Genomic DNA, 23,370 nt, shown 5'->3' with positions numbered 1-23,370 from the left:
CCCAACGTTCGATTCTCGTACATCGGACGAGAAGGATCCAGCTCAGCGGTGTTTCCTGCGCTTCCGCACAGGCGTCGGCGGCGCGGCGGGAACGGGACTTGTAGTTTCCCACAAGCCCGGTCCGCATGCCTTCAGTGGCGGTGCACCCAGGGTGCGTTCTCAGTCGCCGCGGCGGCCTGCGCACGCAGCTTGCGGACGGCCTCGGCCGGGTCCTCCGCCCCGTACACGGCCGAGCCGGCCACGAAGACGTCCGCGCCGGCGTCCGCGCAGCGCTCGATGGTCTCGGCGGAGACCCCGCCGTCGATCTGCAGCCACAGCTGCAGGCCGTGCCGGTTGATCAGCTCCCGGGTGCGGCGGATCTTGGGCAGCATGATGTCCAGGAAGGACTGGCCGCCGAAGCCCGGCTCCACGGTCATGATCAGCAGCATGTCCAGCTCGGACAGCAGGTCCTCGTAGGGCTCGATCGGCGTGGCCGGCTTCAGCGCCATCGAGGCCCGCGCACCGAGCGAGCGGATCTCCCGGGCCAGCCGCACCGGCGCCGCGGCCGCCTCCACATGAAAGGTCACCGAACCGGCCCCGGCCTCCGCGTACTGCGGGGCCCAGCGGTCCGGGTCCTCGATCATCAGATGGCAGTCGATCGGGATGTCGGTGGCCTTGCGCAGCGACTCCACCACGGGCAGGCCCAGGGTCAGATTGGGCACGAAGTGGTTGTCCATGACATCGACGTGCAGCCAGTCGGCGCCGCGCACGGCCTCCGCCTCGTCGGCGAGCCGCGCGAAGTCCGCGGCCAGGATGCTGGGGCTGATCTGAGGGCTCATGGCGCCTAGTATCCCGTGCCTGTTCAGGGCTTCTTGCGCAGCAGCGCCAGATACATGGCGTCGGTGCCGTGCAGATGCGGCCACAGCTGGACGTCCGGCCCCTCGCCCAGGTCCGGGACGCCCGGCAGCAGCGGCCGGGCGTCGACCAGCTCGACGTCGGAACGCTTGCGCAGCACGTCCTGGACCACCATCCGGGTCTCGGCCAGGTGCGGGGAGCAGGTGGCGTAGCCGACGACTCCGCCGGGACGGGTGGCGTCGATCGCCGACTCCAGCAGGCCGCGCTGCAGCTGGCCGAAGTTGGCGACGTCCTCGGGCCGCCGCCGCCAGCGCGACTCGGGCCGGCGCCGCAGCGCGCCGAGCCCGCTGCAGGGGACGTCCACCAGCACCCGGTCGAAGCTCTCCGGACGCCACGCGGGCCGCAGGCCGTCCGCGGTGATCACGGCGTAGCGGCCCGGGTTGCCGTGCAGGGCCTTGGCGACCAGGGCCGCGCGGTGCGGCTGCGACTCCGAGGCGACCAGCGCCGCGCCGCGCCGCGCGGCCAGCGCGGCCAGCAGCGCGGCCTTGCCGCCGGGGCCGGCGCAGCCGTCCAGCCAGAGCTCGTCGCGGCCCTCGACCGGCGCCGCCGCCAGCGCGGCGGCGACCAGCTGGCTGCCCTCGTCCTGGACCCCGGCGCGGTTCTCCGCGACGGCCGGGACCACGGCGGGGTCGCCGCCCTCGACCAGCCGCACCGCGTAGGGGGACCAGCGCCCGGGCTCGCTCTCCTCCGCGGGCAGCGAGTCGCGCACCTCCTGCGCGGTGGAACGGCCCGGACGGGCCACCAGGGTCACCGCCGGGCGCTCGTTGTCGGCGGCCAGCAGCTCGGAGACGGCGGCGCGACCGCAGTGCTGCGGCTGCCAGACGCCCAGCGCGTCCCAGAGCGCGGCGACCACCCAGCGCGGATGGGAGTACAGCACCGCGAGGTGGTCCTCGGCGTCCTCCTCGTAGGGCGGCGCGACCTGCTCCAGCCAGGTGTCCAGGTCCTGGGTGCTGATCTTCCGCATCACCGCGTTGACGAACTTGGCGCGCCCGTCGCCGAGGACCACCCGGGCCAGCTCGACGGTGGCGGAGACCGCGGCGTGCGGGGGGATGCGGGTTCCCAGCAGCTGGTGCGCGCCCAGCGACAGCACGTCCAGCACATTGGGGTCGACCTTGCTCAGCGGCCGGTCGATGCAGGCGCCGATGATGGCGTCATAGCTGCCGCGCATCCGCAGCGTGCCGTAGACCAGCTCGGTGGCGAAGGCCGCGTCCCGGCGCTCGAAGCCCTCGTTCTTCTCCGCCTTGCGCAGCAGCGAGGGCAGGATCAGGTTGGCGTAGGCGTCGCGCTCGTCCACGGCCCGCAGCGCGGTGAAGGCGACCATCCGGGCCGGGTCCTTCTTGGGACGGCGGTGCGGACGGGGCGCGGACTTGCCGCCCGACTTGGGCGCGGACTTGGGTGCTGGACCGGTCATGTGGTGCCTCGCAAAGGTGCTGACGTTGGTTATGGGTCGTGCTGATGTTGCTGGAGAACCGCGGGCCTACTGGCCCAGGCGCTCGCCGGGCTCCAGGCGCGAGCCCCGCGCCCAGTCTCCCGCCGGCATCCGCTTCTTGCCCTGCGGCTGGACCTCGACCAGCTCGATCTCATGGCTGCCGGTGCCGACCCGCACGGTGTTCTTGTTCACCGCGATCTCCCCGGGCGCCAGCTCCGAGCGGCCGGCCGCGAGCCGTACCGGGCCCAGCTTGAGCCGCTCGCCGCGGAACAGCGTCCAGGCGCCGGGGGCCGGGGTGCAGCCGCGGACCACCCGGTCCACCCGCAGGGCGGGGGCGTTCCAGTCGACCCTGGCGTCCTCGACGCTGATCTTGGGGGCGAGGCTGACGCCGTCGGCGGGCTGGGGGCGCGGGCTGAGCCTCCCCTCCTCGATGCCGTCCATGGTCGCCACCAGCAGCCGCGCGCCGGAGCGGGACAGCCGCTCCAGCAGGTCGCCGCTGGTGTCACCGGGGCGCACCACCTCGGTGACCGTCCCGTAGACCGGTCCGGTGTCCAGTCCCTGCTCGATCTCGAACGTCGAGGCGCCGGTCACCTCGTCCCCGGCCAGCACCGCGTGCTGCACCGGGGCCGCGCCGCGCCAGGCCGGCAGCAGCGAGAAGTGCAGGTTGACCCAGCCGTGGCGCGGGATGTCCAGGGCCGCCTTGGGCAGCAGCGCACCGTAGGCGACCACCGGGCAGCAGTCCGGGGCGAGCTGCGCCAGCCGCTCCAGGAACTCGGGCTCGCGCGGGCGCCCCGGCTTGAGCACCTCGATCCCGTGCTGCTCGGCCAGCTGCGCCACCGGGCTCGCGACCAGCTTGCGGCCCCGGCCGGACGGCGCGTCCGGACGGGTGACCACGGCGGCCACCTCGTGCCGGGAGGCGATCAGCGCCTCCAGCGCGGGCAGGGCGGGCTCGGGCGTACCGGCGAATACCAGCTTCACTCAGCTTCTCCTCGGGATGTGTCTCGGACGTCAGAGCGCGCGGCCGAAGGTGCTGTGCGGGGAGACCTTGACCTGCGGGGCGGAGTCCCCCGCCCACTCGGCCTCGCGGACGGCCCGCAACGCGGCCTTGCGCTGCTCGCGGTCCAGCCGGTCGATGAAGATGATGCCGTCGAGGTGGTCGGTCTCGTGCTGGATGCAGCGCGCCAGCAGCTGGGTGCCCTCGATGGTGACCGGGTCGCCGTACTCGTTGAAGCCCTTGGCGACGACCCCGTAGGCCCGCTTGCAGTCGAAGGTGAGCCCGGGCAGCGACAGGCAGCCCTCCGGTCCGTCCTGCTCCTCCTCGGTGAGGTCCAGCCTCGGGTTGACCAGATGCCCGACCACGCCGTCCACGTGGTAGGTGAACACCCGCAGCGAGACGCCGATCTGGGGCGCGGCGAGGCCCCTGCCCGGGGCGTCCTTCATGGTCTCGGTGAGGTCGCCGACCAGCGTGCGCAGTTCCTTGTCGAACACCGTCACCGGTTGCGCCGCCAGCCGGAGCACGGGGTCGCCGAAGATGCGGATGGGCTGAATCGCCACGGAACGGGCTCCCGTCGTCAGGGTGGAGGCGTGCAGCAACAAGAAGTGCACAGACACGCCAGTCTACTGAGGTGTCGGAGACCTCGGCTCCCAGGTCGCACGCCCCACCCGCACGGCGTGCGCATGCCTCCGCACGCCCCCGCCGTGACCAGACGGGCACTTCGGCCGTTGGTCAAAGGAGATTGACCGCCGGTTCCGAGAGGCTCCCCACACCATGGCCGACCACGCCACCCACGACGCCCGGGCAAGGGCCAGTCTGCACCTGCTGGTGCGGGACATCGAGCGGGTGCGGCGCCAGGTCGACGCGCTGCGTACGCTCACCGCACAGCTCGGCAACGTCTACCGCCCGCGCCGCCCCACCACCGCCGCCGGATTCGTCGTCTACGGACGCGCCCCCGCGCCCACGGTACGGCTGGCGCAGGAGCTCAGGGACAGCGTGGAGGGACTGGTCGCCGCCGCGGTCGAGTTCGACCGTTCGCTCGGCTTCTCCTGGGACGCCGTCGGCTCCGCACTGGGCGTCACCAAGCAGGCCGTGCACCGCAGGTACGGCGTGCGCCGCAGCGCCGACGGCTCCGTGGGCGGCGTCCCCGAGCAGGGCGGCACCCGCAGCAGCACACCGGCCGAGGCCCTCGCCGAGGTGCTCGACGCCTCCGGCGGGGTGCAGATCCCTGGCGGCTTGTCCCGCGCCATCCCCGCCGCGCGGCGGGATCATGTCGCCCCTACCGAAGCGGCGGAGCAGGTGGAGGACGTCCGGCGCTGAGTACGGCATGTGCATGGTTGGTCGCGCGCGCTGTTAAATCAGGCGAGCCCCGCGCCCCTGAGCACGTGCAACTGGCCCAGTTGCAGACCCCCAGGGGCGCTGGGAACTGCGCGACCAACCATCTACGGTCCGCAGCTGAAGATCCGCCTCAGCCGATGTCCGGCGGGTCGATCCGCACGCGCACGGGCTCGGCCGACCGCCGGACCAGTTGCGCGACCTGAGCCGCCTTCAGCGCCGCCGCCAGCGCCGCCCCCCGGCCCGGCTCGACCCGCAGCAGCACCCGTTCCAGCGGCTCCGTCTCGACACCGCCCCGGCCACCCCCGCCCGGAGGGCGACCCCGTACCGGCACCGGCCCCAGCACGTCGCCGCCCTCCGGCAGCCGCAGCAGGCCCAGCAGATCCTCCACCGAGGCGGCGCTGCCGGTCACCGACGCCATCCGGGACACCGGCGGGAAGTGCAGCTCGGCCCGCTCGCCCAGCTCCTGCGCCGCGAACCCGGCCGGGTCCCACCGCACCAGGGCCTGCACCGGGCGCAGGGTCTCCTCCGCGACGATCACCACCGTGCCGCCCTCGTCGCGCGGACGCACCAGCCCCGCCGCGTTGGTCCAGCGCCGCAGCGCGTCCTCGCCGGCCCGGAGGTCGGCCCGCCCCAGCAGCGCCCAGCCGTCCAGCAGCAGCGCCGCCGCATAGCCGCCCTCGGCCACCGGCTCCGCCCCCGGCGTGGACACCACCAGCGCGGGCGAGTCCGGCACCGAGGCCAGCACCTCGGCCCGCCCCGAGGTCCGCACCGGGACCAGCGGGAAGGCCCGCCCCAGCTCCTCGGCGGTGCGCCCGGTCCCGACCACCTGTGCCCTGAGCCCGGTCCCGCCGCACTCCCGGCAGTGCCAGTCGGCCTCGGTCCGCCCGCACCAGGCGCAGGTCAGCACGCCGTCCGAGCCCGGCAGCGCCAGCGGTCCGGCGCAGTGCCCGCAGCGGGCGCTCTCCCGGCAACGGGTGCAGGCCAGCCTCGGCACATAGCCGCGCCGCGGCACCTGCACCAGCACCGGGCCGCGCTCCAGCGCCTCCCTGGCCACCCGCCAGGCGTGCGAGGGCAGCCGGGCCGCCCGCGCCGCCGCGTCGTCCGACTGGTCCCGGTCCGAGACCGTGCGGACCAGCGGGGCGCTGCGCCGCACCTGCTCCCGGTCGGCCGCCAACGGCCTGGCCCAGCCGGTGCGCAGCAGCTGCGCCGCCTCCACCGTCGTGGTCAGCCCGCCGATCAGCACCGCCGCGCCGACCTCGGCCGCCCGCAGCAGCAGCACGTCGCGGGCATGGGGATAGGGTGCGCGCTCGTCGCTGAGCCGGTCGTCCCCGTCGTCCCACACCGCCAGCAGCCCCAGGTCGCGCACCGGCGCGAACATCGCGGCCCGGGTGCCGACCACCGCGCGCACCGAGCCGCGGCTGACGGCCAGCCAGCGACGGTAACGCTCCTCGGCGCCGTGCTCGGCGGTCAGCGCCACATGGTGCCCGGAGCCCAGCAGCTCCAGCAGCGCCAGGTCCAGCTGCGCCACCGAGCGGCCGTCGGGCAGCACCACCAGGGCGCCCCGCCCCGAGGCCAGCGCCGCAGCGACCGCCACCGCCAGCTCCGCCGGCCAGCTCCCGCCGGGCAGCGCCGTCCACACCGCTCTCGGCGACCCGCCCTCCGCCAGCGCCGTCAGAAAGGCCGGACCCTGCGGATAGCGGGACCAGGAACCGGCGGCCGGCGGCCCGGGCGCGGGCAGCGGCTCCGGCGAGGGGGCCGCCTCGGCCCGGCCGTGCTTGGGCGGCACCGCCAGTTGCAGCACGTCCGCCAGCGTCCCGGCGTAGCGGTCCGCGACCGCCCGGCACAGCCGCAGCAGCTCCGGCGAGAGCACCGGCTCCGGAGACAGCACCTGACTGAGCGGCGCCAGCGGCCCCGCGTAGTCCGACGCCGCCAGCCGCTCCACCACGAAGCCGTCGATCAGTGTGCCGCCCTCGCGGCGACCCTTCACCACCCGTGCCCCGAACCGTACGCGCACCCGGACACCCGGTTGGGCGGCCTCGTCCAGATCCACCGGAACGGAGTAGTCGAAGTACTGGTCGATCACCAGCACACCCTTGTTGACGACCACTCGGGCGACCGGAAGCCGGTCGGTGGTCGCCTTGGGATTGGTCCTCGGCTTGGCCCTGGCCCTGGCCTTCTTCAGCTCGGCACGGACCAGCTCCAGCTGCTCCCCCGCCCCTTCGGAGGCGGGAGCGCTGTCGGGGGAGCCGGTGGTGCCGTTCATGCCCCAAGTCCTACCAGAGCCGACCGACACATCCCCATCCTGGGCCGACGGGTCCGCAGACGTCGACGGCCCCTCCGGATCACTCCGGAGGGGCCGTCAGCCGTTCTGGGCCGCTGTCAGCTCTCGACTGCGCGCTTCAGCGCCTCGGCGCGGTCGGTGCGCTCCCAGGTGAAGTCCGGCAGCTCGCGGCCGAAGTGGCCGTAGGCGGCGGTCTGGGAGTAGATCGGGCGCAGCAGGTCCAGGTCACGGATGATCGCGGCCGGACGCAGGTCGAAGACCTGGGTGACGGCCTCCTGGATCTTCAGCACCGGGGCGGTCTCGGTTCCGAAGGTCTCCACGAACAGACCCACCGGCTCGGCCTTGCCGATCGCGTAGGCGACCTGAACCTCGGCGCGGCGGGCCAGGCCCGCAGCGACGATGTTCTTGGCGACCCAGCGCATCGCGTACGCGGCGGAGCGGTCGACCTTGGACGGGTCCTTGCCGGAGAACGCGCCGCCACCGTGGCGGGCCATGCCGCCGTAGGTGTCAATGATGATCTTGCGGCCGGTCAGGCCGGCGTCGCCCATCGGGCCGCCGATCTCGAAGCGGCCGGTCGGGTTCACCAGCAGCCGGTAGCCCTCGGTGACCAGGGTGATGCCCTCGTCGGCCAGCGCCTTCAGCTCCGGCTCCACCACGAACTCGCGGATGTCGGGGGCGAGCAGCGAGTCCAGGTCGATGTCGGACGCGTGCTGCGAGGACACCACGACGGTGTCCAGGCGCACGGCCGTGTCGCCGTCGTACTCGATGGTGACCTGGGTCTTGCCGTCGGGACGCAGGTACGGGATGGTCCCGTTCTTGCGGACCTCGGACAGGCGCTTGGCCAGCCGGTGCGCCAGGGTGATCGGCAGCGGCATCAGCTCGGGCGTGTCGTCGCACGCGTACCCGAACATCAGGCCCTGGTCGCCGGCCCCCTGCTTGTCCAGCTCGTCGTCGTCGCCCTCGACCCGGTTCTCGTAGGCGTCGTCGACGCCCTGGGCGATGTCCGGCGACTGGGCGCCGATGGACACCGACACGCCGCAGGAGGCGCCGTCGAAGCCCTTCTTGGACGAGTCGTAGCCGATCTCCAGGATCTTCTCCCGGACCAGCTGGGCGATCGGCGCGTAGGCCTTGGTGGTGACCTCACCGGCGACGTGGACCTGGCCGGTGGTGATGAGCGTCTCCACGGCGACCCGCGAGGTGGGGTCGTCCTTGAGGAGGGCGTCGAGGATGGTGTCGCTGATCTGGTCAGCGATCTTGTCGGGGTGACCCTCGGTCACGGACTCCGAAGTGAACAGGCGGCGAGACACAGCGCTCCCTGAGTTGCAGCGGCTGCTGACTGAACCGCCGGGTCGGTGGGGACACCGGCGGTCCGGAAAGACTTATGGAGGACTACTGCGGGGAGTGTAACCAAAAGAATCCGCACAGGACCCCCAGGGTCTCATTCTTCGGCCAACCTGGTGGGCGTTCCCGGGGGCCCGGCGTGGTCAGCGCAGCCGCTGCGCGACCAGGTCCCACAGCAGATCCGCCAGTGCCGCCTTGGGTCCGAACGGCACCGCGGTCTCCGAACCTTCCCTCGAAAGGATGATCGCCTCGTTGTCGGCGCTGCCGAAGGCCAGGCCCCCGCCGACCTCGTTGACAACCAGCAGGTCACAGCCCTTGCGGGCCAGTTTGGCCCGGCCGTTGGCGAGCACGTCGTCGGTCTCGGCCGCGAAACCGACGACGACCTGGCCGGGGGCCTGCCGGTGCTGGGAGATCTCAGCGAGGACGTCGGCGTTGCGCACCAGCTCAACCGGCGCAGGCAGCTCGCCCTCCACCTTCTTGATCTTCACGTGGTTGTAATGGGCGGGGCGGAAGTCCGCCACGGCGGCCGCCATCACCACGGCGTCGGCGTCGGCCGCGGCGGCGAGCACCGCCTCCCGCAGCTCGGCCGCGGTGCCGACCCGGACCAGGTCCACCCCGGCCAGATCCGGCAGATCGGTGTTGGCCGCGACCAGGGTGACCCGCGCCCCCCGGGCGGCGGCGACCGCGGCCAGCGCGTAGCCCTGGCGCCCGGTGGAGAGGTTGCCCAGAAAACGCACCGGGTCCAGCGGCTCACGGGTGCCCCCGGCGGAGACCACCAGATGACGGCCGGCCAGGTCGGCCTGCCCGGCGTCCGCGCCACGGGTCAGCACCCGCCGGCACAGCTCGAAGATCGCGTCCGGGTCCGGGAAGCGGCCCTTGCCGGTGTCCACGCCGGTCAGCCGACCCACGGCGGGCTCGATCACCACGGCGCCCCGGCGGCGCAGCGTGGCGACGTTCTCCTGGGTGGCCGGGTGCTCCCACATCTCGGTGTGCATCGCCGGGGCGAAGACCACCGGACAGCGCGCCGTCAGCAGGGTGTTGGTCAGCAGGTCGTCGGCGATGCCGTGGGCGGCCTTGGCCATGATGTCGGCGGTGGCCGGCGCGATCACCAGCAGGTCGGCGTGCTGCCCGATCCGCACGTGCGGGACCTCGTGCACGCCCTCCCAGACCTCGGTGGAGACCGGCTTGCCCGACAGCGCCGCCCAGGTCGCGGCTCCGACGAAGTTCAGCGCGGACGCGGTCGGCACCACGCGCACCTCATGGCCGGACTCCGAGAAGCGCCGCAGCAGCTCGCACGCCTTGTAGGCGGCGATGCCCCCGCTGACACCCAGGACGACGTTCACCGTTGCACCACTCCCTGCTCAATCCAGTACGCGGGCACGCAAAAGCCGCGGCCCGAGCATGCTACGGGCCGCGGCGGCGAGCTGCTGTGCGAGGGGGGCGACCCTACTGGGCGTCGATCGCCTCGGCGGTCAGCATGCCGGCGTTGATCTCGCGCAGCGCGATCGACAGCGGCTTCTCGTGGACGTGGGTGTCGACCAGCGGGCCGACGTACTCCAGCAGGCCCTCGCCCAGCTGCGAGTAGTAGGCGTTGATCTGCCGCGCGCGCTTGGCCGCGTAGATCACCAGGCTGTACTTGGAGTCGGTGGCCTCGAGCAGCTCATCGATCGGCGGGTTGATGATGCCTTCGGGCGCTGTCATCGAAGAGGACACGCGTGAACCTTCCGGAGAAAATGATCAGACTACGTTGAGCAAGGCTAGCAGTTCGCCCGCTACACCCTCGACCGAGTGGTTGACCAGAGTGGTGTCGAACTCACTTTCAGCGGCGAGCTCCACCTTGGCCGTGCGCAGCCGCTCGTCGATGACCTCCTGCGGCTCGGTCCCGCGGCCGGTGAGCCGGCGGACCAGCTCCTCCCAGGAGGGCGGGGCCAGGAAGACGGACTGGGCCTCGGGCATGCTCTCCCGCACCTGGCGGGCGCCCTGCAGGTCGATCTCCAGCAGCACCGGCTCGCCGAGCGCCAGCTTGTCCAGGACCGGCCGGCGGGGCGTGCCGTAGTGGTTGCCGGCGAAGACCGCCCACTCCAGCAGCTCGCCGTTGGCGACCATCTTGGCGAACTGGTCCTCGTCGACGAAGTAGTACTGCACACCGTGCTTCTCGCCCGGCCGCGGCTTACGGGTGGTCGCCGATACGGAGAGCCATACTTCGGGATGCTTTGCTCGCATAAAGCTGACGACCGTGCTCTTGCCGACCCCTGAGGGACCGGAGAGCACGGTCAGCCGCGGACGTTCACTCATGTACCGATTATCCAGGAACCGGGACGGTTCTCGAACCATCGGCACGGATCAGGCCGGAGCACCGCCGAACTCGCGCTCCAGGGAAGCGATCTGGTTGGTACCGAGACCGCGGACCCGGCGGCTCTCGGAGATCCCGAGACGCTCCATGATCTGCTTGGCCCGGACCTTGCCGACGCCGGGAAGGCTCTCGAGCAGCGCCGAGACCTTCATCTTCCCGATGACGTCGTTCTCCTGGCCGGCCTTGATGACCTCGTGCAGCGAAGCCCCGGAGTGCTTGAGCCGGTTCTTGATCTCGGCGCGCTCCCGGCGAGCCTCAGCTGCCTTGGCGAGCGCAGCGGTGCGCTGCTCAGGGGTAAGGGGCGGAAGTGCCACGCCGTTCACCTCAGTGATTCGAACGAATAGGACAGGACTGGTTGTCAGCCGCTGAGGAACCTAGTAGCTCTGACCTGCAAGAGCAACGTGGAACACGCCCCTCAGTGGACTTACCGCCGGACACTACCCCTCTGCGCGGTCCACGTCAGGAAAAAGCACAGAAAAGTCCTGGTCAGACTCTGCTGATCAGGACTTTTCCGGACATAATCACCGCTTCGGAGAGGGCAATGCGCCGACCTGCCGCGCGACCTCGTCCCTGGGAGCTACCTTCCGATCAAATCCGCTGATCAGGAGCACACAAGGTGTTCACGAAAGCATCACACGAACGAGCGATCCTGCGATCGCTCAGCCGATCGCGCCACGCACCTCGTCCACGAATCGGGCGGACACCTCGCGCAGCGCCGCAACCGAGGGGCCGTGCTTCAGGACGTCCCGGCTGACGCTCGGCAGCACATTGGGCGCCGCCGCGCCGAACACCGCGGGGAGGTCGGCCGGGGTCGCGCCCTGGGCGCCGACGCCGGGGGCGAGCAGCGGGCCGTTGATGTCCAGGTCGGCGTCGATGTCCCGGAGGGTGGCGCCGACGACCGCGCCGAAGCTGCCCAGCGGGTGCGCGTCGGCGTTCTCCGCAGCGAGCTGACGCAGCACCGACTGGGCGACGGTGCGGCCGTCCTCCCCCACGGCGTGCTGGACCTCGTGCCCCTCGGGGTTGGAGGTCAGCGCCAGCGCGAAGACCCCGGAACCGCTCGCCCGCGCCGCGTCGAAGGCCGGGCGCAGCGAGCCGAAGCCGAGGTACGGGGACACCGTCACCGCGTCGGAGAACAGCGGACTGGTCAGCGCGAGGAAGGCGTCCGCGTACGCGGCCATGGTCGAGCCGATGTCGCCGCGCTTGGCGTCCATCAGCACCAGCGCGCCCGCCGACCGCGCGTCGGCGACGGCCTGCTCCAGCACCGCGATGCCCCTGCTGCCGAAGCGCTCGAAGAACGCGCTCTGCGGCTTCAGCACGGCCACCTCGCCCGCCAGCGCCTCCACCACGGTCCGCGTGAACCGCTCCAGCCCGGCGACGTCGTCGCCCAGCCCCCAGGCCTCCAGCAGCGCCGCGTGCGGGTCGATGCCCACGCAGAGCGGGCCACGCTTGTCCATGGCCTGGCGCAGCCGGGTGCCGAACGGGGATGTCATCGCTGAACTCCTTGTTGGTGGTGGGCGAAGCCGATGGCGTCGATGAACTTGGCGAAGCCGCGCTCGGCCAGGGCCTGGCGCAGCTCGGTGAGGACCCGCAGCGGGGCCGAGGGGTCGTTGAAGACGGCGGTGCCGACCGCGATCCCGGAGGCGCCGGCCAGGACGAACTCCAGGGCGTCCAGCCCGGTCCTGATGCCGCCCATGCCCAGGATCGGCACCACCGGTATCGTCCCGGACCGCATCGCGGCGTGCACCTGGTAGACGCAGCGCACCGCCACCGGGCGGACGGCGGGCCCGGAGAGGCCGCCGCTCAGCCCCGCGAGGGCCGGGCGCATGGTGGTGGTGTCGATGGCCATGCCCAGCAGCGTGTTGATCATCGACAGGCCGCCCGCACCGGCCCGGACGCAGGCCGCCGCTATCTCGGTGATCGAGGTGACGTCCGGGGTGAGCTTGGCGTAGACCGGCAGCGCGGGGTCGGTCACCTCGCGGATCGCCGCTATCACGTCGTACGAGGTGGCCGGGTTGACGGCGAAGACGAGGCCGCGGTTGGCGAGGTTGGGGCAGCTGAGGTTGGCCTCGATGCCGACCACCCCGGGCCGTCCGTTCAGCGCCTGCGCCGTCTCGGCGAACTCCTCGACCCGCTCCCCCGCGATGGACACCAGCACCCGCGCGCCGCGCTCGGCCAGCCAGGGCAGCTCGTGCTCGACGAAGTGCCCGATGCCCGAACCCGGCAGGCCGACGGAGTTGAGCATCCCGCTCGGCGTCTCGGCCAGCCGCGGGGTCGGCTGCCCCGCGCGGGAGTACGGCATGATCGTCTTGGTGGTGATCGATCCCAGCTCGGCCAGCGGCTGGAACCTGGCGAGCTCCCGGCCGTAGCCGGCGCAGCCGGAGGCCGTGGACACCGGATTGGGCAGGGTGCCGTTGCCGAACGGCGCGGTGAGGTCGACGTCATGCGCATCCACGGTTCAGTGCACTCCCATCGCTGCGGCACCGTCCAGGTCCGTGGGGATCGTACCGACGTCGGTCCAGCGGACCCTGGCCCCGTCGAAGCAGGGGCCGTCGACGCAGGAGCGGACGAAGCGGCTGATCCCGTCCTCGCCGACGACCGGCAGCACACAGCTCATGCAGGCCCCGACGCCGCAGGCCATGCCCTGCTCGACGGCGCAGAAGCTGCGCGCCCCCTCAGCCGTGGCCACCGCCGTGACAGCCTGCAGCATCTCCCGGGGACCGCAGGAGTAGACCGCCTCGGCCCCGATGGCCTTGATCGCCTCCGCCAGCGGCAGGGTGGCCCGGCCCTTTATCCCGGCCGAGCCGTCGTCGGTGGTGACCAGCACGTCCGCGGTGAGTGCGCGGGCCGCGTCGACGCCGAACAGATGCTCCGCGGTGGCTGCGCCGAGGATGAAGCCGACGGCCCCGCCCTGCGCCGCGATCAGCTCGGCCAGCGCGAACAACGGCGCGCTGCCGTAGCCGTCGGCCACGAACAGCGCCGTCATCGGCCCGGCCGGCTGCGGGAACGCCGTCCCGAGCGGCGCGACCAGGTCCACCGTCCCACCGACCCGGGTGCGCAGCAGCTCCCTGGTGCCGCGTCCGCGCTCGACGATCACCAGCGAGACGGTCTCGACCGCGGGGTCGGCCCGGTGGATCCAGAAGGCCCGCCGCCGCAGCATGGACGAGTCCTCGCCGCCCACCGCCAGCGCGGCGAAGTGCCCGGGACGCACCCGCGCGGCAACACCGGGCGCGCGCAGCAGCACCTGCTGATAGGCCCCGACCGATTGGACGGCGAGGACCTCCGCCCGGATCTGGAGGGGGTGCGCCATGCGATCACCTTCCGTTGGACGCGCCGACTGCTTCGCTCAGAGTGGCATGTCCGCTCGCGCGGAGTCGTGTTACCAGACCCTGGTGCAGCTTTCTGCACCAGAAGGGTCCTTCGTAAATGAAGGCACTGTAGCCCTGGATCAGCGTGGCACCCGCAGTGATGCGCTCCCAGGCGTCCTCGGCGGTCTCGATGCCGCCGACGGACACCAGCGTCAGCCGGCCGCCGGTACGGGCGTACAGGCGGCGCAGCACCTCCAGCGAGCGCGCCTTGAGCGGCGCGCCGGAGAGGCCGCCGGCCCCGGCCGCCTCGACCTTGGCGGGGTCGGCGCGGAGGCCCTCGCGGCCGATGGTGGTGTTGGTGGCGATGATGCCGTCCAGACCGAGTTCCAGCGCGAGGTCCGCGACCGCGTCGATGTCGGCGTCGGCGAGGTCGGGCGCGATCTTGACCAGCAGCGGGATGTGCCCCTGCGGGGACTTGGCGTCCAGCGTTTCGCGTACTGCGGTGAGCAGCGGGCGGAGCTGGTCCACGGCCTGGAGGTTGCGCAGCCCCGGGGTGTTGGGCGAGCTGACGTTGACGACGAAGTAGTCGGCGTGGCGGGCCAGCCGCTCGGTGCTGGTGACGTAGTCGGCAACCGCCTCCGCCTCCGGCACGACCTTGGTCTTGCCGATGTTGACGCCGACGATGGCCCGCGAGCCGGGCGGACGGGCCGCGAGCCGGGCCGCGACGGCGGCGGAGCCTTCGTTGTTGAAGCCCATCCGGTTGATCAGCGCCCGGTCCTCCACGAGGCGGAACAGCCGGGGGGTGGGGTTGCCCGGCTGCGGCTGGGCGGTGACGGTGCCGATCTCGACATAGTCGAACCCGAGCATCGACAGCCCGTCGATCCCCACCGCGTTCTTGTCGAACCCGGCCGCAAGCCCGAACGGACCGGGCAGGTCCAGCCCCAACGCCTTGGTCCGCAGGGCGGGGTGCTGCGGAGCGAGGACGCTCCGCACGAGCGTGCGGAGGCCCGGAATCGACGACGCAAGCCGGATCCAGAAGAACGCCAGGTGATGCGCGCGCTCCGGATCCAATCGCTTGAAGACGAGGTTGAAGAACAAGCGGTACAAAGCTTCGCCTTTCAGCGGACCTTGGCTCTTTAGGGGCGCGGGGAACTGCGCGACCAGCCCTCTACGGAGGTGCATGGTTGGCAGCGCAGTTCCCCGCGCCCCCAGGTGGTTTCTCGTCAGCGACTTGCGTTGAGCTGGGCGGCGTGTTCCTGCAGGGAACGGACGCCGATGTCGCCTCGGAGGAGGGAGTCGATCCCCTGCACCGCCGCGCCCATCGCCTGAACCGTCGTCAGGCACGGCACCGACCGCGCGACAGCCGCCGTGCGGATCTCGTAGCCGTCGAGCCTGCTGCCGGTGCCGTACGGGGTGTTGATGATGAGGTCGACCTCGCCGTCGTGGATCAGCTGCACGATGGTGCGCTCGCCGTCCGCTCCAGGACCTTCGCTGTGCTTGCGCACCACCGTCGCGTCGATCCCGTTGCGGCGCAGGATCTCCGCCGTGCCCGAGGTGGCCAGGATCTCGAAGCCGAGGCCGACCAGCGCCCGGGCCGGGAAGACCAGGTTGCGCTTGTCGCGGTTGGCGACCGAGACGAAGACCCGTCCGCTGGTCGGCAGCGCGCCGTACGCACCCGCCTGCGACTTGGCGTACGCGGTACCGAAGGTGGTGTCGATGCCCATCACCTCGCCGGTGGAGCGCATCTCCGGGCCGAGGACGGTGTCCACCCCGCGGCCGTGGATGTCGCGAAAGCGGCTCCAGGGCATGACCGCTTCCTTGACCGCGATCGGGGAGTCGATCGGCAGCGTGCCGCCGTCGCCCTCCTTGGGCAGCATGCCCTCGTCGCGCAGGTCGGCGATGGTCGCGCCGAGCGAGATCCGGGCCGCGGCCTTGGCCAGCGGCACCGCCGTCGCCTTGGACGTGAACGGCACGGTCCGGGACGCGCGCGGGTTGGCCTCCAGCACGTAGAGGATGTCCCCGGCCATCGCGAACTGGATGTTGATCAGCCCGCGCACGCCCACGCCCCGGGCGATGGCCTCGGTGGAGGTCCGCAGCCGCTTGATGTCGAAGCCGCCCAGGGTGATCGGCGGCAGCGCGCAGGCGGAGTCGCCGGAGTGGATGCCGGCCTCCTCGATGTGCTCCATCACGCCGCCGAGGTAGAGCTCCTCGCCGTCGAACAGGGCGTCGACGTCGATCTCGATGGCGTCGTCCAGGAAGCGGTCGATCAGCACCGGGTGCTCGGAGATCAGCCCGGCGTGGCGCTTGAGGTAGTCGGCCAGCGAGGGCTCGTCGTAGACGATCTCCATGCCGCGGCCGCCCAGCACGTACGAGGGGCGGGCCAGCACCGGGTAGCCGATCTCGTCGGCGATGGCCTTGGCCTCGTCGAAGGAGAAGGCGGTGCCGTGCTTCGGGGCGGGCAGTCCGGCCTCGCGCAGCACGCGGCCGAAGGCGCCGCGCTCCTCGGCGAGGTCGATGGCCTCGGGCTGGGTGCCGACGATCGGCACGCCGTTGTCCTTGAGCGCCTGCGCCAGCCCCAGCGGGGTCTGCCCGCCGAGCTGGACGATGACGCCCGCGACCGGCCCGGCCTGGGTCTCGGCGTGGACGATCTCCAGCACGTCCTCCAGGGTGAGCGGCTCGAAGTAGAGCCGGTCGGAGGTGTCGTAGTCGGTGGAGACGGTCTCCGGGTTGCAGTTGACCATCACGGTCTCGTAGCCGGCGTCGCTCAGTGCGAAGGAGGCGTGGACGCAGGAGTAGTCGAACTCGATGCCCTGGCCGATGCGGTTGGGGCCGGAGCCGAGGATCAGCACGGCCGGCTTGGTGCGCGGGGCGACCTCGCTCTCCTCGTCATAGGAGGAGTAGAAGTACGGGGTCTTCGCGGCGAACTCGGCGGCGCAGGTGTCCACGGTCTTGAACACCGGGCGGATACCGAGGGCGTGCCGTACCTCGCGGACCACGTCCGGGCTCAGCCCGCGGATCTCGCCGATCTGCAGGTCGGAGAAGCCGTGCCGCTTGGCGTGGCGCAGCAGTTCGGGGTCGAGCTTGTCGGCCTCGGCGAGCTCCTCGGCGATCTCGTGGATCAGGAAGAGCTGGTCCACGAACCAGGGGTCGATCTTCGTGGCGTCGAAGACCTCGCGCTGGGTGGCGCCGGCCCGAATGGCGTCCATGACGGTGTTGATCCGGCCGTCGGTGGGGATCTGAGCCTTCGCCAGCAGCTCGTCCTTCCCCCCCGGTTCACCGACGAAGGAGAACTGCGAGCCCTTCTTCTCCAGCGAGCGCAGCGCCTTGTTCAGCGCCTCGGGGAAGTTGCGGCCCAGGGCCATGGCCTCGCCGACCGACTTCATGGTGGTGGTGAGGGTGGCGTCGGCCGAGGGGAACTTCTCGAAGGCGAAGCGCGGGACCTTCACCACGACGTAGTCGAGGGTGGGCTCGAAGGAGGCCGGGGTCTTCTCGGTGATGTCGTTGGGGATCTCGTCCAGGGTGTAGCCGACGGCGAGCTTGGCGGCGATCTTGGCGATCGGGAAGCCGGTCGCCTTGGAGGCCAGCGCCGAGGAGCGGGAGACGCGCGGGTTCATCTCGATGACGATGACCCGGCCGTCCTCCGGGTTGATCGCGAACTGGATGTTGCAGCCGCCGGTGTCGACACCGACCTCGCGGATGATGGCGATGCCGATGTCACGCAGCCGCTGGTACTCGCGGTCGGTGAGGGTCATCGCCGGGGCGACGGTGATGGAGTCGCCGGTGTGGACGCCCATCGGGTCGAAGTTCTCGATGGAGCAGACGACCACGACGTTGTCGTTGCGGTCGCGCATCAGCTCCAGCTCGTACTCCTTCCAGCCGAGGATGGACTCCTCCAGGAGCACCTCGGTGGTCGGCGAGAGGGTCAGGCCCTGTCCGGCGATGCGGCGCAGGTCCTCCTCGTCGTGGGCGAAGCCGGAGCCGGCGCCGCCCATGGTGAAGGAGGGGCGGACCACGACCGGGTAGCCGCCGAGGGTCTCGACGCCGGCGAGGACGTCCTCCATGGAGTGGCAGATCACCGAGCGGGCGGACTCGCCGTAGCCGATCTTGGCCTTGACCGCGTCGACCACGCCCTTGAAGAGCTGGCGGTCCTCGCCCTTGTTGATGGCCTCGACATTGGCGCCGATGAGCTCGACGCCGTACTTCTGCAGGGTGCCGTCGGCGTGCAGCGAGATGGCGGTGTTGAGCGCGGTCTGGCCGCCCAGGGTGGGCAGCAGGACGTCGGGGCGCTCCTTGGCGATGATCTTCTCGACGTACTCGGGGGTGATCGGCTCGACGTAGGTGGCGTCGGCGATCTCCGGGTCGGTCATGATCGTGGCCGGGTTGGAGTTGACCAGGATGACCCGCAGGCCCTCGGCCTTGAGCACCCGGCAGGCCTGGGTTCCGGAGTAGTCGAACTCGGCCGCCTGGCCGATGACGATCGGGCCGGAACCGATGACCAGAACGGACTGGATGTCGGTGCGCTTAGGCACTCTGGCCCTCCATGAGCTCAGTGCTGTGCTGATTGTTGTCTCGCATGAGCTCGACAAACCGGTCGAACAGGTAGGCGGCGTCGTGAGGACCGGCCGCCGCCTCCGGGTGGTACTGGACGCTGAAGGCGGGCTGGTCGAGCAGCTGCAGGCCCTCCACCACGTTGTCGTTGAGGCAGACGTGGGAGACGATCGCGCGCCCGAAGGGGGTCTGCGACTCGCCGTCCAGCGGGGCGTCCACGGCGAAGCCGTGGTTGTGCGCGGTGACCTCGACCTTGCCGGTGGTGCGGTCCTGCACCGGCTGGTTGATGCCGCGGTGGCCGTACTTGAGCTTGTAGGTGCCGAAGCCCAGGGCGCGGCCGAGCAGCTGGTTGCCGAAGCAGATGCCGAAGAACGGGGTCTTCCGGCCCAGCACCTCGCGCAGCACGGCGACCTGCCCGTCGGCGGTGGCCGGGTCGCCGGGGCCGTTGGAGAAGAACACGCCGTCGGGGGCGACCGCGTAGACGTCCTCGGCGGTGGCGTTGGCGGGCAGGACGTGCACCTCGATGCCGCGCTGGGCCATCCGGTGCGGGGTCATCCCCTTGATGCCCAGGTCCAGGGCGGCCACGGTGAAGCGCTTGGTTCCTATGGCAGGGACGACATAGGACTCGTCCGTGGCGACCTCGCCGCACAGGTCGGCGCCCTCCATCTGCGGGGCCTGGCGGACCCGCTCCAGCAGGGTCGCGTCGTCGGCGATGGCCGGGCCGGAGAAGATGCCGCAGCGCATGGCGCCACGCTCGCGCAGGTGGCGGGTGAGCGCCCGGGTGTCGATACCGCTGATGCCGACGATCCCCTGCTTGACCAGCTCCTCGTCCAGCGAGCGACGCGAGCGCCAGTTGGAGGGCACCCGGGCGGGGTCGCGGACCACGTAGCCGGCCACCCAGATCCGGGACGACTCCGGGTCCTCGTCGTTGACACCGGTGTTGCCGATCTGCGGGGCCGTCATGGTGACGACCTGGCGGTGGTAGGAGGGGTCGGTCAGGGTCTCCTGATAGCCCGTCATACCGGTGTTGAAAACGGCCTCGCCGAAGGTCTCGCCGATGGCGCCGTATGCCTGGCCGCGGAAGATCCGTCCGTCCTCCAGGACGTAGACGGCGGGCTTCCTCTCCGTACGTGCGGTCATCATGCGCCTTCCTTCTGTGCTTCGTCCTGCTGTACCTCGGATGGGGATGCCACCTTCGCGTGCGCCTTGAGCAGCACCTCGACGGCGGTGACCCAGTTGTCGTGCTCGGCCGGGTGGTCGCCCCGGAACCCGGAGTCGAGCAGCTTGCCGCCGTGCTCCCAGGTGACCACCAGCAGACCGCCCTCGGGGACGACCTTCCCGGCGATGCCCTTGTCGGTGCGCGCCGCACGCAGCGCCGCGATCGGGATGAAGAAGCTCGCCGAGGCGGGGCGGACCACCTCCAGCCCGTCGGGCCGCAGGGTCAGCTCGGCCAGGCTGCGCTCACCGAGCCGGTGCGCCACCACCCGGTCCAGCCAGTCCCCGGCCGAGGTGGTGCCGAAGTAGCGGCCCTCCAGCTCCAGGACGGACTCGGTGGTCGCCTTCGGCGCGGCGGGCAGCGCGGGCAGGCCCGACTGCTGGGTCCTGCGCCAGTTCCAGCCCTGCCGCATCAGCCAGTACACCAGGCCGATCAACACGAGCAGCCCGATCGTCCAGCCGATCAGTTCGCTCACATGGGTGACCGGGGCGGAGTGGGGCGTTTCGGCCAACCTCAACGTCAGCGCCGGGCTCATACGAGATCACCGTCCAGTACGGTCGCGCGGCCCCGGAGGAAGGTGGCGACGACGCGTCCGGGCAGGTCACGGCCTCGGTACGGGGTGTTGCGGCTGCGGGTGGCGAAGCTGTCGGGGTTCACCGCTCCACGGTACGCGGGGTCGACCAGCACGAGGTTGGCCGGTTCGTCCACCGAGACGGGGCGGCCCTGCGCGGTGAGACCGCCGATGACGGCCGGGCGGGCGGACATCCGGTCGGCCACGTCGGACCAGCCCATCAGGCCGGTCTCCACCATGGTCTGCTGCACCACGGACAGCGCGGTCTCCAGGCCGACCATGCCCATCGCGGCCGCGGCCCACTCGCAGTCCTTGTCCTCGGACGGGTGCGGGGCGTGGTCGGTGGCGACGGCGTCGATGGTGCCGTCGGCCAGGGCCTCGCGCAGGGCGAGCACGTCGGCCTCGGTGCGCAGCGGCGGGTTGACCTTGTAGACCGGGTCGTAGGAGCGGACCAGCTCGTCGGTCAGCAGCAGGTGATGCGGGGTGACCTCGGCGGTGACGTCCCAGCCCTTGGACTTGGCCCAGCGGATGATCTCCACCGAGCCCGCCGTGGAGACATGGCAGACATGCAGCCGGGAGCCGACGTGGGCGGCGAGCAGCACGTCCCTGGCGATGATCGACTCCTCGGCCACGGCCGGCCAGCCGCGCAGGCCCAGCTCGCCGGAGACGGCGCCCTCGTTCATCTGGGCGCCCTCGGTGAGCCGGGGCTCCTGGGCGTGCTGGGCGATCACGCCGCCGAAGGCCTTCACGTACTCCAGCGCCCGCCGCATGATCACGGCGTCGTCCACGCACTTGCCGTCGTCGGAGAAGACCCGGACGGAGGCGGCGGAGTCGGCCATGGTGCCGAGCTCGGCGAGCTGCTTGCCCTCCAGGCCGATGGTGACCGCGCCGACCGGCTGGACATCGCAGTAGCCGGACTCCTTGCCCAGCCGCCAGACCTGTTCGACCACGCCGGCGGTGTCGGCCACCGGGAAGGTGTTCGCCATCGCGTGGACGGCGGTGAAGCCGCCCTTGGCGGCGGCGCGGGTGCCGGTGAGGACGGTCTCGGCGTCCTCCCGGCCGGGCTCGCGGAGGTGGGTGTGCAGGTCGACCAGGCCGGGCAGGGCGATCAGGCCCTCGGCGTCGACGACGGTGGCGCCGTCCTCGGCGAGACGGGTGCCGATTGCCGCGATGACGCCGTCCTTGAGGAGCAGGTCCTGCGGCTCCCCGCCGAGGATGCGGGCGTTCTTGATCAGGTAGCTGGTCACTTGGCGTGCTCCTCGGTGGTGCGGGGTTCGGCAGGACGTGCGGGGGAAAGCGCGGGCTCGGAGCCGCCGAGCAGGAGGTAGAGGACGGCCATCCGGATGGAGACGCCGTTGGTGACCTGCTCGACGATGGTGGAGCGGGCCGAGTCGGCGATCTCCGAGGCGATCTCCATGCCGCGGACCATCGGGCCCGGGTGCATCACGATGGCGTGCTCGGGCAGGGCCGCGGCGCGCTTGACGTCCAGCCCGTAGCGCAGCGAGTACTCGCGCTGGGTGGGGAAGAAGGCGGCGTTCATCCGCTCGCGCTGGACCCGGAGCATCATCACCGCGTCGCTCTTGGGCAGCACCGCGTCCAGGTCGTAGGAGACCGCGCAGGGCCAGCTCTCGACGCCGTAGGGCACCAGCGTCGGCGGGGCGACCAGGGTGACCTCGGCGCCGAGGGTGTGCAGCAGGTGGACGTTGGAGCGGGCCACCCGGCTGTGCAGCACGTCGCCGACGATGGTGATCCTGCGCCCGTTCAGGTCCCGGCCCAGGCCCGGGTTGAGGTGGCGGCGCATGGTGAAGGCGTCGAGCAGGGCCTGGGTGGGGTGCTCGTGGGTGCCGTCCCCGGCGTTGACCACGCTGCCGTGCATCCAGTCGGACTCGGCCAGGCGCTGCGGGGCGCCGGAGGCGCCGTGCCGGATCACGACCGCGTCGGCGCCCATGGCCTGGAGGGTGAGGGCGGTGTCCTTGAGGGTCTCGCCCTTGGAGACCGAGGAGCCCTTGGCGGAGAAGTTGATCACATCGGCGGACAGCCGCTTCTCGGCCACCTCGAAGGAGGTGCGGGTGCGGGTGGAGTCCTCGAAGAAGAGGTTGACCACGGTGCGACCGCGCAGCGTCGGCAGCTTCTTCACCGCGCGGGTGGAGACCTGGGCCATCTCCTCGGCGGTGTCCAGGATCAGCAGCGCGTCGTCGAGGGTGAGGTCGGCGGTGGAGATGAGGTGTCGCTTCACTGGGCGCTCCCCTTCGAGTCGCTGCCGTTCGAGTCACTGCCGTTGGCGTCGTCGCGGTCGCCGATGAGCACCGCGTCCAGGCCGTCCTCCTCGACCAGCTTCACCTTCACGGCTTCGCGCAGCGAGGTGGGCAGGTTCTTGCCGACGTAGTCGGCGCGGATCGGCAGTTCCCGGTGGCCGCGGTCGACCAGGACGGCGAGCTGGACGGCGCGGGGGCGGCCCAGGTCGCCGAGGGCGTCCAGGGCGGCGCGGACGGTGCGGCCGGAGAACAGCACGTCGTCGACCAGGACGACCAGCTTTCCGTCCAGGCCGCCGGGCGGGATCTCGGTGTGCTCCAGGGCGCGGGCCGGCTTCAGCCGCAGGTCGTCCCGGTACATGGTGATGTCCAGGGTCCCGAACGGGATCTCCCTGCCAGTGATCTGCGCCAGCCGGGTGTGCAGCCGACGGGCCAGCAGGATGCCGCGGGTGGGAATGCCGAGCAGGACGACGTCCTCCGCGCCCTTGGCGCGTTCCACGATCTCGTGGGCGATACGGGTCAGCGAACGGGCGATGTCGCTCTCGTCGAGGACCTGCCGGGCGTTGCCCGGGCTGTGCTTACTGCTGCTGTGCTCATTACTGCGGGCAGATGTGGTCATGCCGAAGCCGACCTCCTTCCCCGCCTCACCGGACGGGCCTTAAAGGATGTCTCTGGGACGGCCGCCGCCGGACGTGACAGTGGCCGTCGTCCACCCTACCAGGGCGATCATGCACCTCCGGCGACGGCGCAGGCGGGGCCGCAGGCGAGGTCGCGTCCGGGCATTCGCACGACTGCCCCATTCAGCTTGACCAATCCATATCACTCTGCGTAATCTCACAGTGAGTTAC

The 23,370-nt window shown here is 71.5% G+C and carries 21 protein-coding genes; 1 reads left to right on the top strand and 20 read right to left on the bottom strand.

Translation table 11 applies throughout. The annotated features are described in order from the left end of the window. Window positions 1-131: 131 nt before the first annotated feature. The 4 genes from rpe to def all read right to left on the bottom strand — a co-directional run bounded on the left by rpe (window position 132) and on the right by def (window position 3,877). Entirely contained in the window at window positions 132-818 is a 687-nt protein-coding gene (rpe, locus tag ABH941_RS03605; protein WP_370127042.1) for a ribulose-phosphate 3-epimerase, read from the bottom strand. Window positions 819-841: 23 nt separating this feature from the next. Continuing rightward, window positions 842-2,305 carry an RsmB/NOP family class I SAM-dependent RNA methyltransferase gene (locus ABH941_RS03600; protein WP_370127041.1) on the bottom strand — a complete coding sequence of 488 codons (1,464 nt, stop codon included), beginning with the start codon at window positions 2,303-2,305 and terminating at the stop codon, window positions 842-844. A 66-nt stretch (window positions 2,306-2,371) separates the two neighbouring features. After that, on the bottom strand, window positions 2,372-3,301 hold the full coding sequence (gene fmt / locus ABH941_RS03595) for a methionyl-tRNA formyltransferase (RefSeq protein ID WP_370127040.1): 930 nt from the start codon (window positions 3,299-3,301) through the stop codon (window positions 2,372-2,374). A 30-nt stretch (window positions 3,302-3,331) separates the two neighbouring features. Next, the gene (gene def, locus ABH941_RS03590; protein ID WP_370127039.1) at window positions 3,332-3,877 is read right to left on the bottom strand and encodes a peptide deformylase; all 546 of its coding nucleotides are present in this window, start codon (window positions 3,875-3,877) and stop codon (window positions 3,332-3,334) included. Between the two features lie 214 nt (window positions 3,878-4,091). Between def and ABH941_RS03585 the strand changes: the two genes are divergently transcribed. Beyond that, complete coding sequence (locus ABH941_RS03585) at window positions 4,092-4,637, top strand: hypothetical protein (protein ID WP_370127038.1); 546 nt, start codon at window positions 4,092-4,094, stop codon at window positions 4,635-4,637. A gap of 148 nt (window positions 4,638-4,785) precedes the next feature. Here ABH941_RS03585 and ABH941_RS03580 read toward each other — a convergent pair whose 3' ends face one another. The 16 genes from ABH941_RS03580 to pyrR form a co-directional block, all read right to left on the bottom strand. Further along, window positions 4,786-6,918, bottom strand: coding sequence for a primosomal protein N' (locus ABH941_RS03580; RefSeq protein WP_370127037.1), 2,133 nt, complete (start codon window positions 6,916-6,918; stop codon window positions 4,786-4,788). Between the two features lie 116 nt (window positions 6,919-7,034). Beyond that, window positions 7,035-8,243, bottom strand: coding sequence for a methionine adenosyltransferase (gene metK / locus ABH941_RS03575; RefSeq protein ID WP_370127036.1), 1,209 nt, complete (start codon window positions 8,241-8,243; stop codon window positions 7,035-7,037). Window positions 8,244-8,420: 177 nt separating this feature from the next. Beyond that, a complete protein-coding gene (coaBC, locus tag ABH941_RS03570) occupies window positions 8,421-9,620 on the bottom strand; it encodes a bifunctional phosphopantothenoylcysteine decarboxylase/phosphopantothenate--cysteine ligase CoaBC (RefSeq protein WP_370127035.1) in 1,200 nt (399 codons plus the stop codon). A gap of 103 nt (window positions 9,621-9,723) precedes the next feature. Further along, window positions 9,724-9,990, bottom strand: coding sequence for a DNA-directed RNA polymerase subunit omega (gene rpoZ / locus ABH941_RS03565; RefSeq protein WP_030248832.1), 267 nt, complete (start codon window positions 9,988-9,990; stop codon window positions 9,724-9,726). Window positions 9,991-10,014: 24 nt separating this feature from the next. Further along, window positions 10,015-10,572, bottom strand: a complete 558-nt coding sequence (gmk, locus tag ABH941_RS03560) for a guanylate kinase (protein ID WP_370127034.1) — start codon at window positions 10,570-10,572, stop codon at window positions 10,015-10,017. Between the two features lie 48 nt (window positions 10,573-10,620). Continuing rightward, window positions 10,621-10,944: an integration host factor gene (locus tag ABH941_RS03555; RefSeq protein WP_030248828.1), complete on the bottom strand. Its 324-nt coding sequence runs from the start codon at window positions 10,942-10,944 to the stop codon at window positions 10,621-10,623. Window positions 10,945-11,289: 345 nt separating this feature from the next. Further along, on the bottom strand, window positions 11,290-12,120 hold the full coding sequence (gene pyrF, locus ABH941_RS03550; RefSeq protein WP_370127033.1) for an orotidine-5'-phosphate decarboxylase: 831 nt from the start codon (window positions 12,118-12,120) through the stop codon (window positions 11,290-11,292). Next, window positions 12,117-13,082: a dihydroorotate dehydrogenase gene (locus ABH941_RS03545; protein ID WP_370127032.1), complete on the bottom strand. Its 966-nt coding sequence runs from the start codon at window positions 13,080-13,082 to the stop codon at window positions 12,117-12,119. The genes pyrF and ABH941_RS03545 overlap by 4 nt, the downstream gene beginning before the upstream one ends. 3 nt (window positions 13,083-13,085) lie before the next feature. Then, window positions 13,086-13,937: a dihydroorotate dehydrogenase electron transfer subunit gene (locus ABH941_RS03540; RefSeq protein WP_370127031.1), complete on the bottom strand. Its 852-nt coding sequence runs from the start codon at window positions 13,935-13,937 to the stop codon at window positions 13,086-13,088. A 4-nt stretch (window positions 13,938-13,941) separates the two neighbouring features. Continuing rightward, window positions 13,942-15,042, bottom strand: coding sequence for a quinone-dependent dihydroorotate dehydrogenase (locus tag ABH941_RS03535; protein WP_370127030.1), 1,101 nt, complete (start codon window positions 15,040-15,042; stop codon window positions 13,942-13,944). A gap of 116 nt (window positions 15,043-15,158) precedes the next feature. After that, window positions 15,159-18,464, bottom strand: a complete 3,306-nt coding sequence (gene carB, locus ABH941_RS03530; protein WP_370127029.1) for a carbamoyl-phosphate synthase large subunit — start codon at window positions 18,462-18,464, stop codon at window positions 15,159-15,161. Continuing rightward, window positions 18,457-19,626 carry a glutamine-hydrolyzing carbamoyl-phosphate synthase small subunit gene (carA, locus tag ABH941_RS03525; RefSeq protein ID WP_370127028.1) on the bottom strand — a complete coding sequence of 390 codons (1,170 nt, stop codon included), beginning with the start codon at window positions 19,624-19,626 and terminating at the stop codon, window positions 18,457-18,459. Before carA ends, carB begins: the two co-directional genes overlap by 8 nt. After that, complete coding sequence (locus ABH941_RS03520) at window positions 19,623-20,234, bottom strand: hypothetical protein (protein ID WP_370127027.1); 612 nt, start codon at window positions 20,232-20,234, stop codon at window positions 19,623-19,625. Before ABH941_RS03520 ends, carA begins: the two co-directional genes overlap by 4 nt. Beyond that, entirely contained in the window at window positions 20,231-21,517 is a 1,287-nt protein-coding gene (locus ABH941_RS03515; protein ID WP_370127026.1) for a dihydroorotase, read from the bottom strand. Before ABH941_RS03515 ends, ABH941_RS03520 begins: the two co-directional genes overlap by 4 nt. Next, a complete protein-coding gene (locus ABH941_RS03510; RefSeq protein ID WP_370127025.1) occupies window positions 21,514-22,506 on the bottom strand; it encodes an aspartate carbamoyltransferase catalytic subunit in 993 nt (330 codons plus the stop codon). Before ABH941_RS03510 ends, ABH941_RS03515 begins: the two co-directional genes overlap by 4 nt. Continuing rightward, complete coding sequence (gene pyrR, locus ABH941_RS03505) at window positions 22,503-23,141, bottom strand: bifunctional pyr operon transcriptional regulator/uracil phosphoribosyltransferase PyrR (RefSeq protein ID WP_370127024.1); 639 nt, start codon at window positions 23,139-23,141, stop codon at window positions 22,503-22,505. Before pyrR ends, ABH941_RS03510 begins: the two co-directional genes overlap by 4 nt. Between the last annotated feature and the right edge of the window lie 229 nt (window positions 23,142-23,370).

The organism is Streptacidiphilus sp. EB103A (assembly GCF_041261405.1).
Taxonomy (GTDB): domain Bacteria; phylum Actinomycetota; class Actinomycetes; order Streptomycetales; family Streptomycetaceae; genus Streptacidiphilus.
Note: the sequence above shows the minus strand (reverse complement) of the source record. Positions and strands in the feature narration are given on the sequence as shown.

What these genes read in the sequence shown, in the direction of transcription:
- pyrF (WP_370127033.1), bottom strand. Translation starts at nt 12,120, where the DNA reads ATGACATCCCCGTTCGGCACCCGGCTGCGCCAGGCCATGGACAAGCGT.
- gmk (WP_370127034.1), bottom strand. Translation starts at nt 10,572, where the DNA reads ATGAGTGAACGTCCGCGGCTGACCGTGCTCTCCGGTCCCTCAGGGGTC.
- rpe (WP_370127042.1), bottom strand. Translation starts at nt 818, where the DNA reads ATGAGCCCTCAGATCAGCCCCAGCATCCTGGCCGCGGACTTCGCGCGG.
- ABH941_RS03585 (WP_370127038.1), top strand. Translation starts at nt 4,092, where the DNA reads ATGGCCGACCACGCCACCCACGACGCCCGGGCAAGGGCCAGTCTGCAC.
- pyrR (WP_370127024.1), bottom strand. Translation starts at nt 23,141, where the DNA reads ATGACCACATCTGCCCGCAGTAATGAGCACAGCAGCAGTAAGCACAGC.
- carA (WP_370127028.1), bottom strand. Translation starts at nt 19,626, where the DNA reads ATGATGACCGCACGTACGGAGAGGAAGCCCGCCGTCTACGTCCTGGAG.
- ABH941_RS03580 (WP_370127037.1), bottom strand. Translation starts at nt 6,918, where the DNA reads ATGAACGGCACCACCGGCTCCCCCGACAGCGCTCCCGCCTCCGAAGGG.
- ABH941_RS03600 (WP_370127041.1), bottom strand. Translation starts at nt 2,305, where the DNA reads ATGACCGGTCCAGCACCCAAGTCCGCGCCCAAGTCGGGCGGCAAGTCC.
- ABH941_RS03540 (WP_370127031.1), bottom strand. Translation starts at nt 13,937, where the DNA reads ATGGCGCACCCCCTCCAGATCCGGGCGGAGGTCCTCGCCGTCCAATCG.
- ABH941_RS03520 (WP_370127027.1), bottom strand. Translation starts at nt 20,234, where the DNA reads ATGAGCCCGGCGCTGACGTTGAGGTTGGCCGAAACGCCCCACTCCGCC.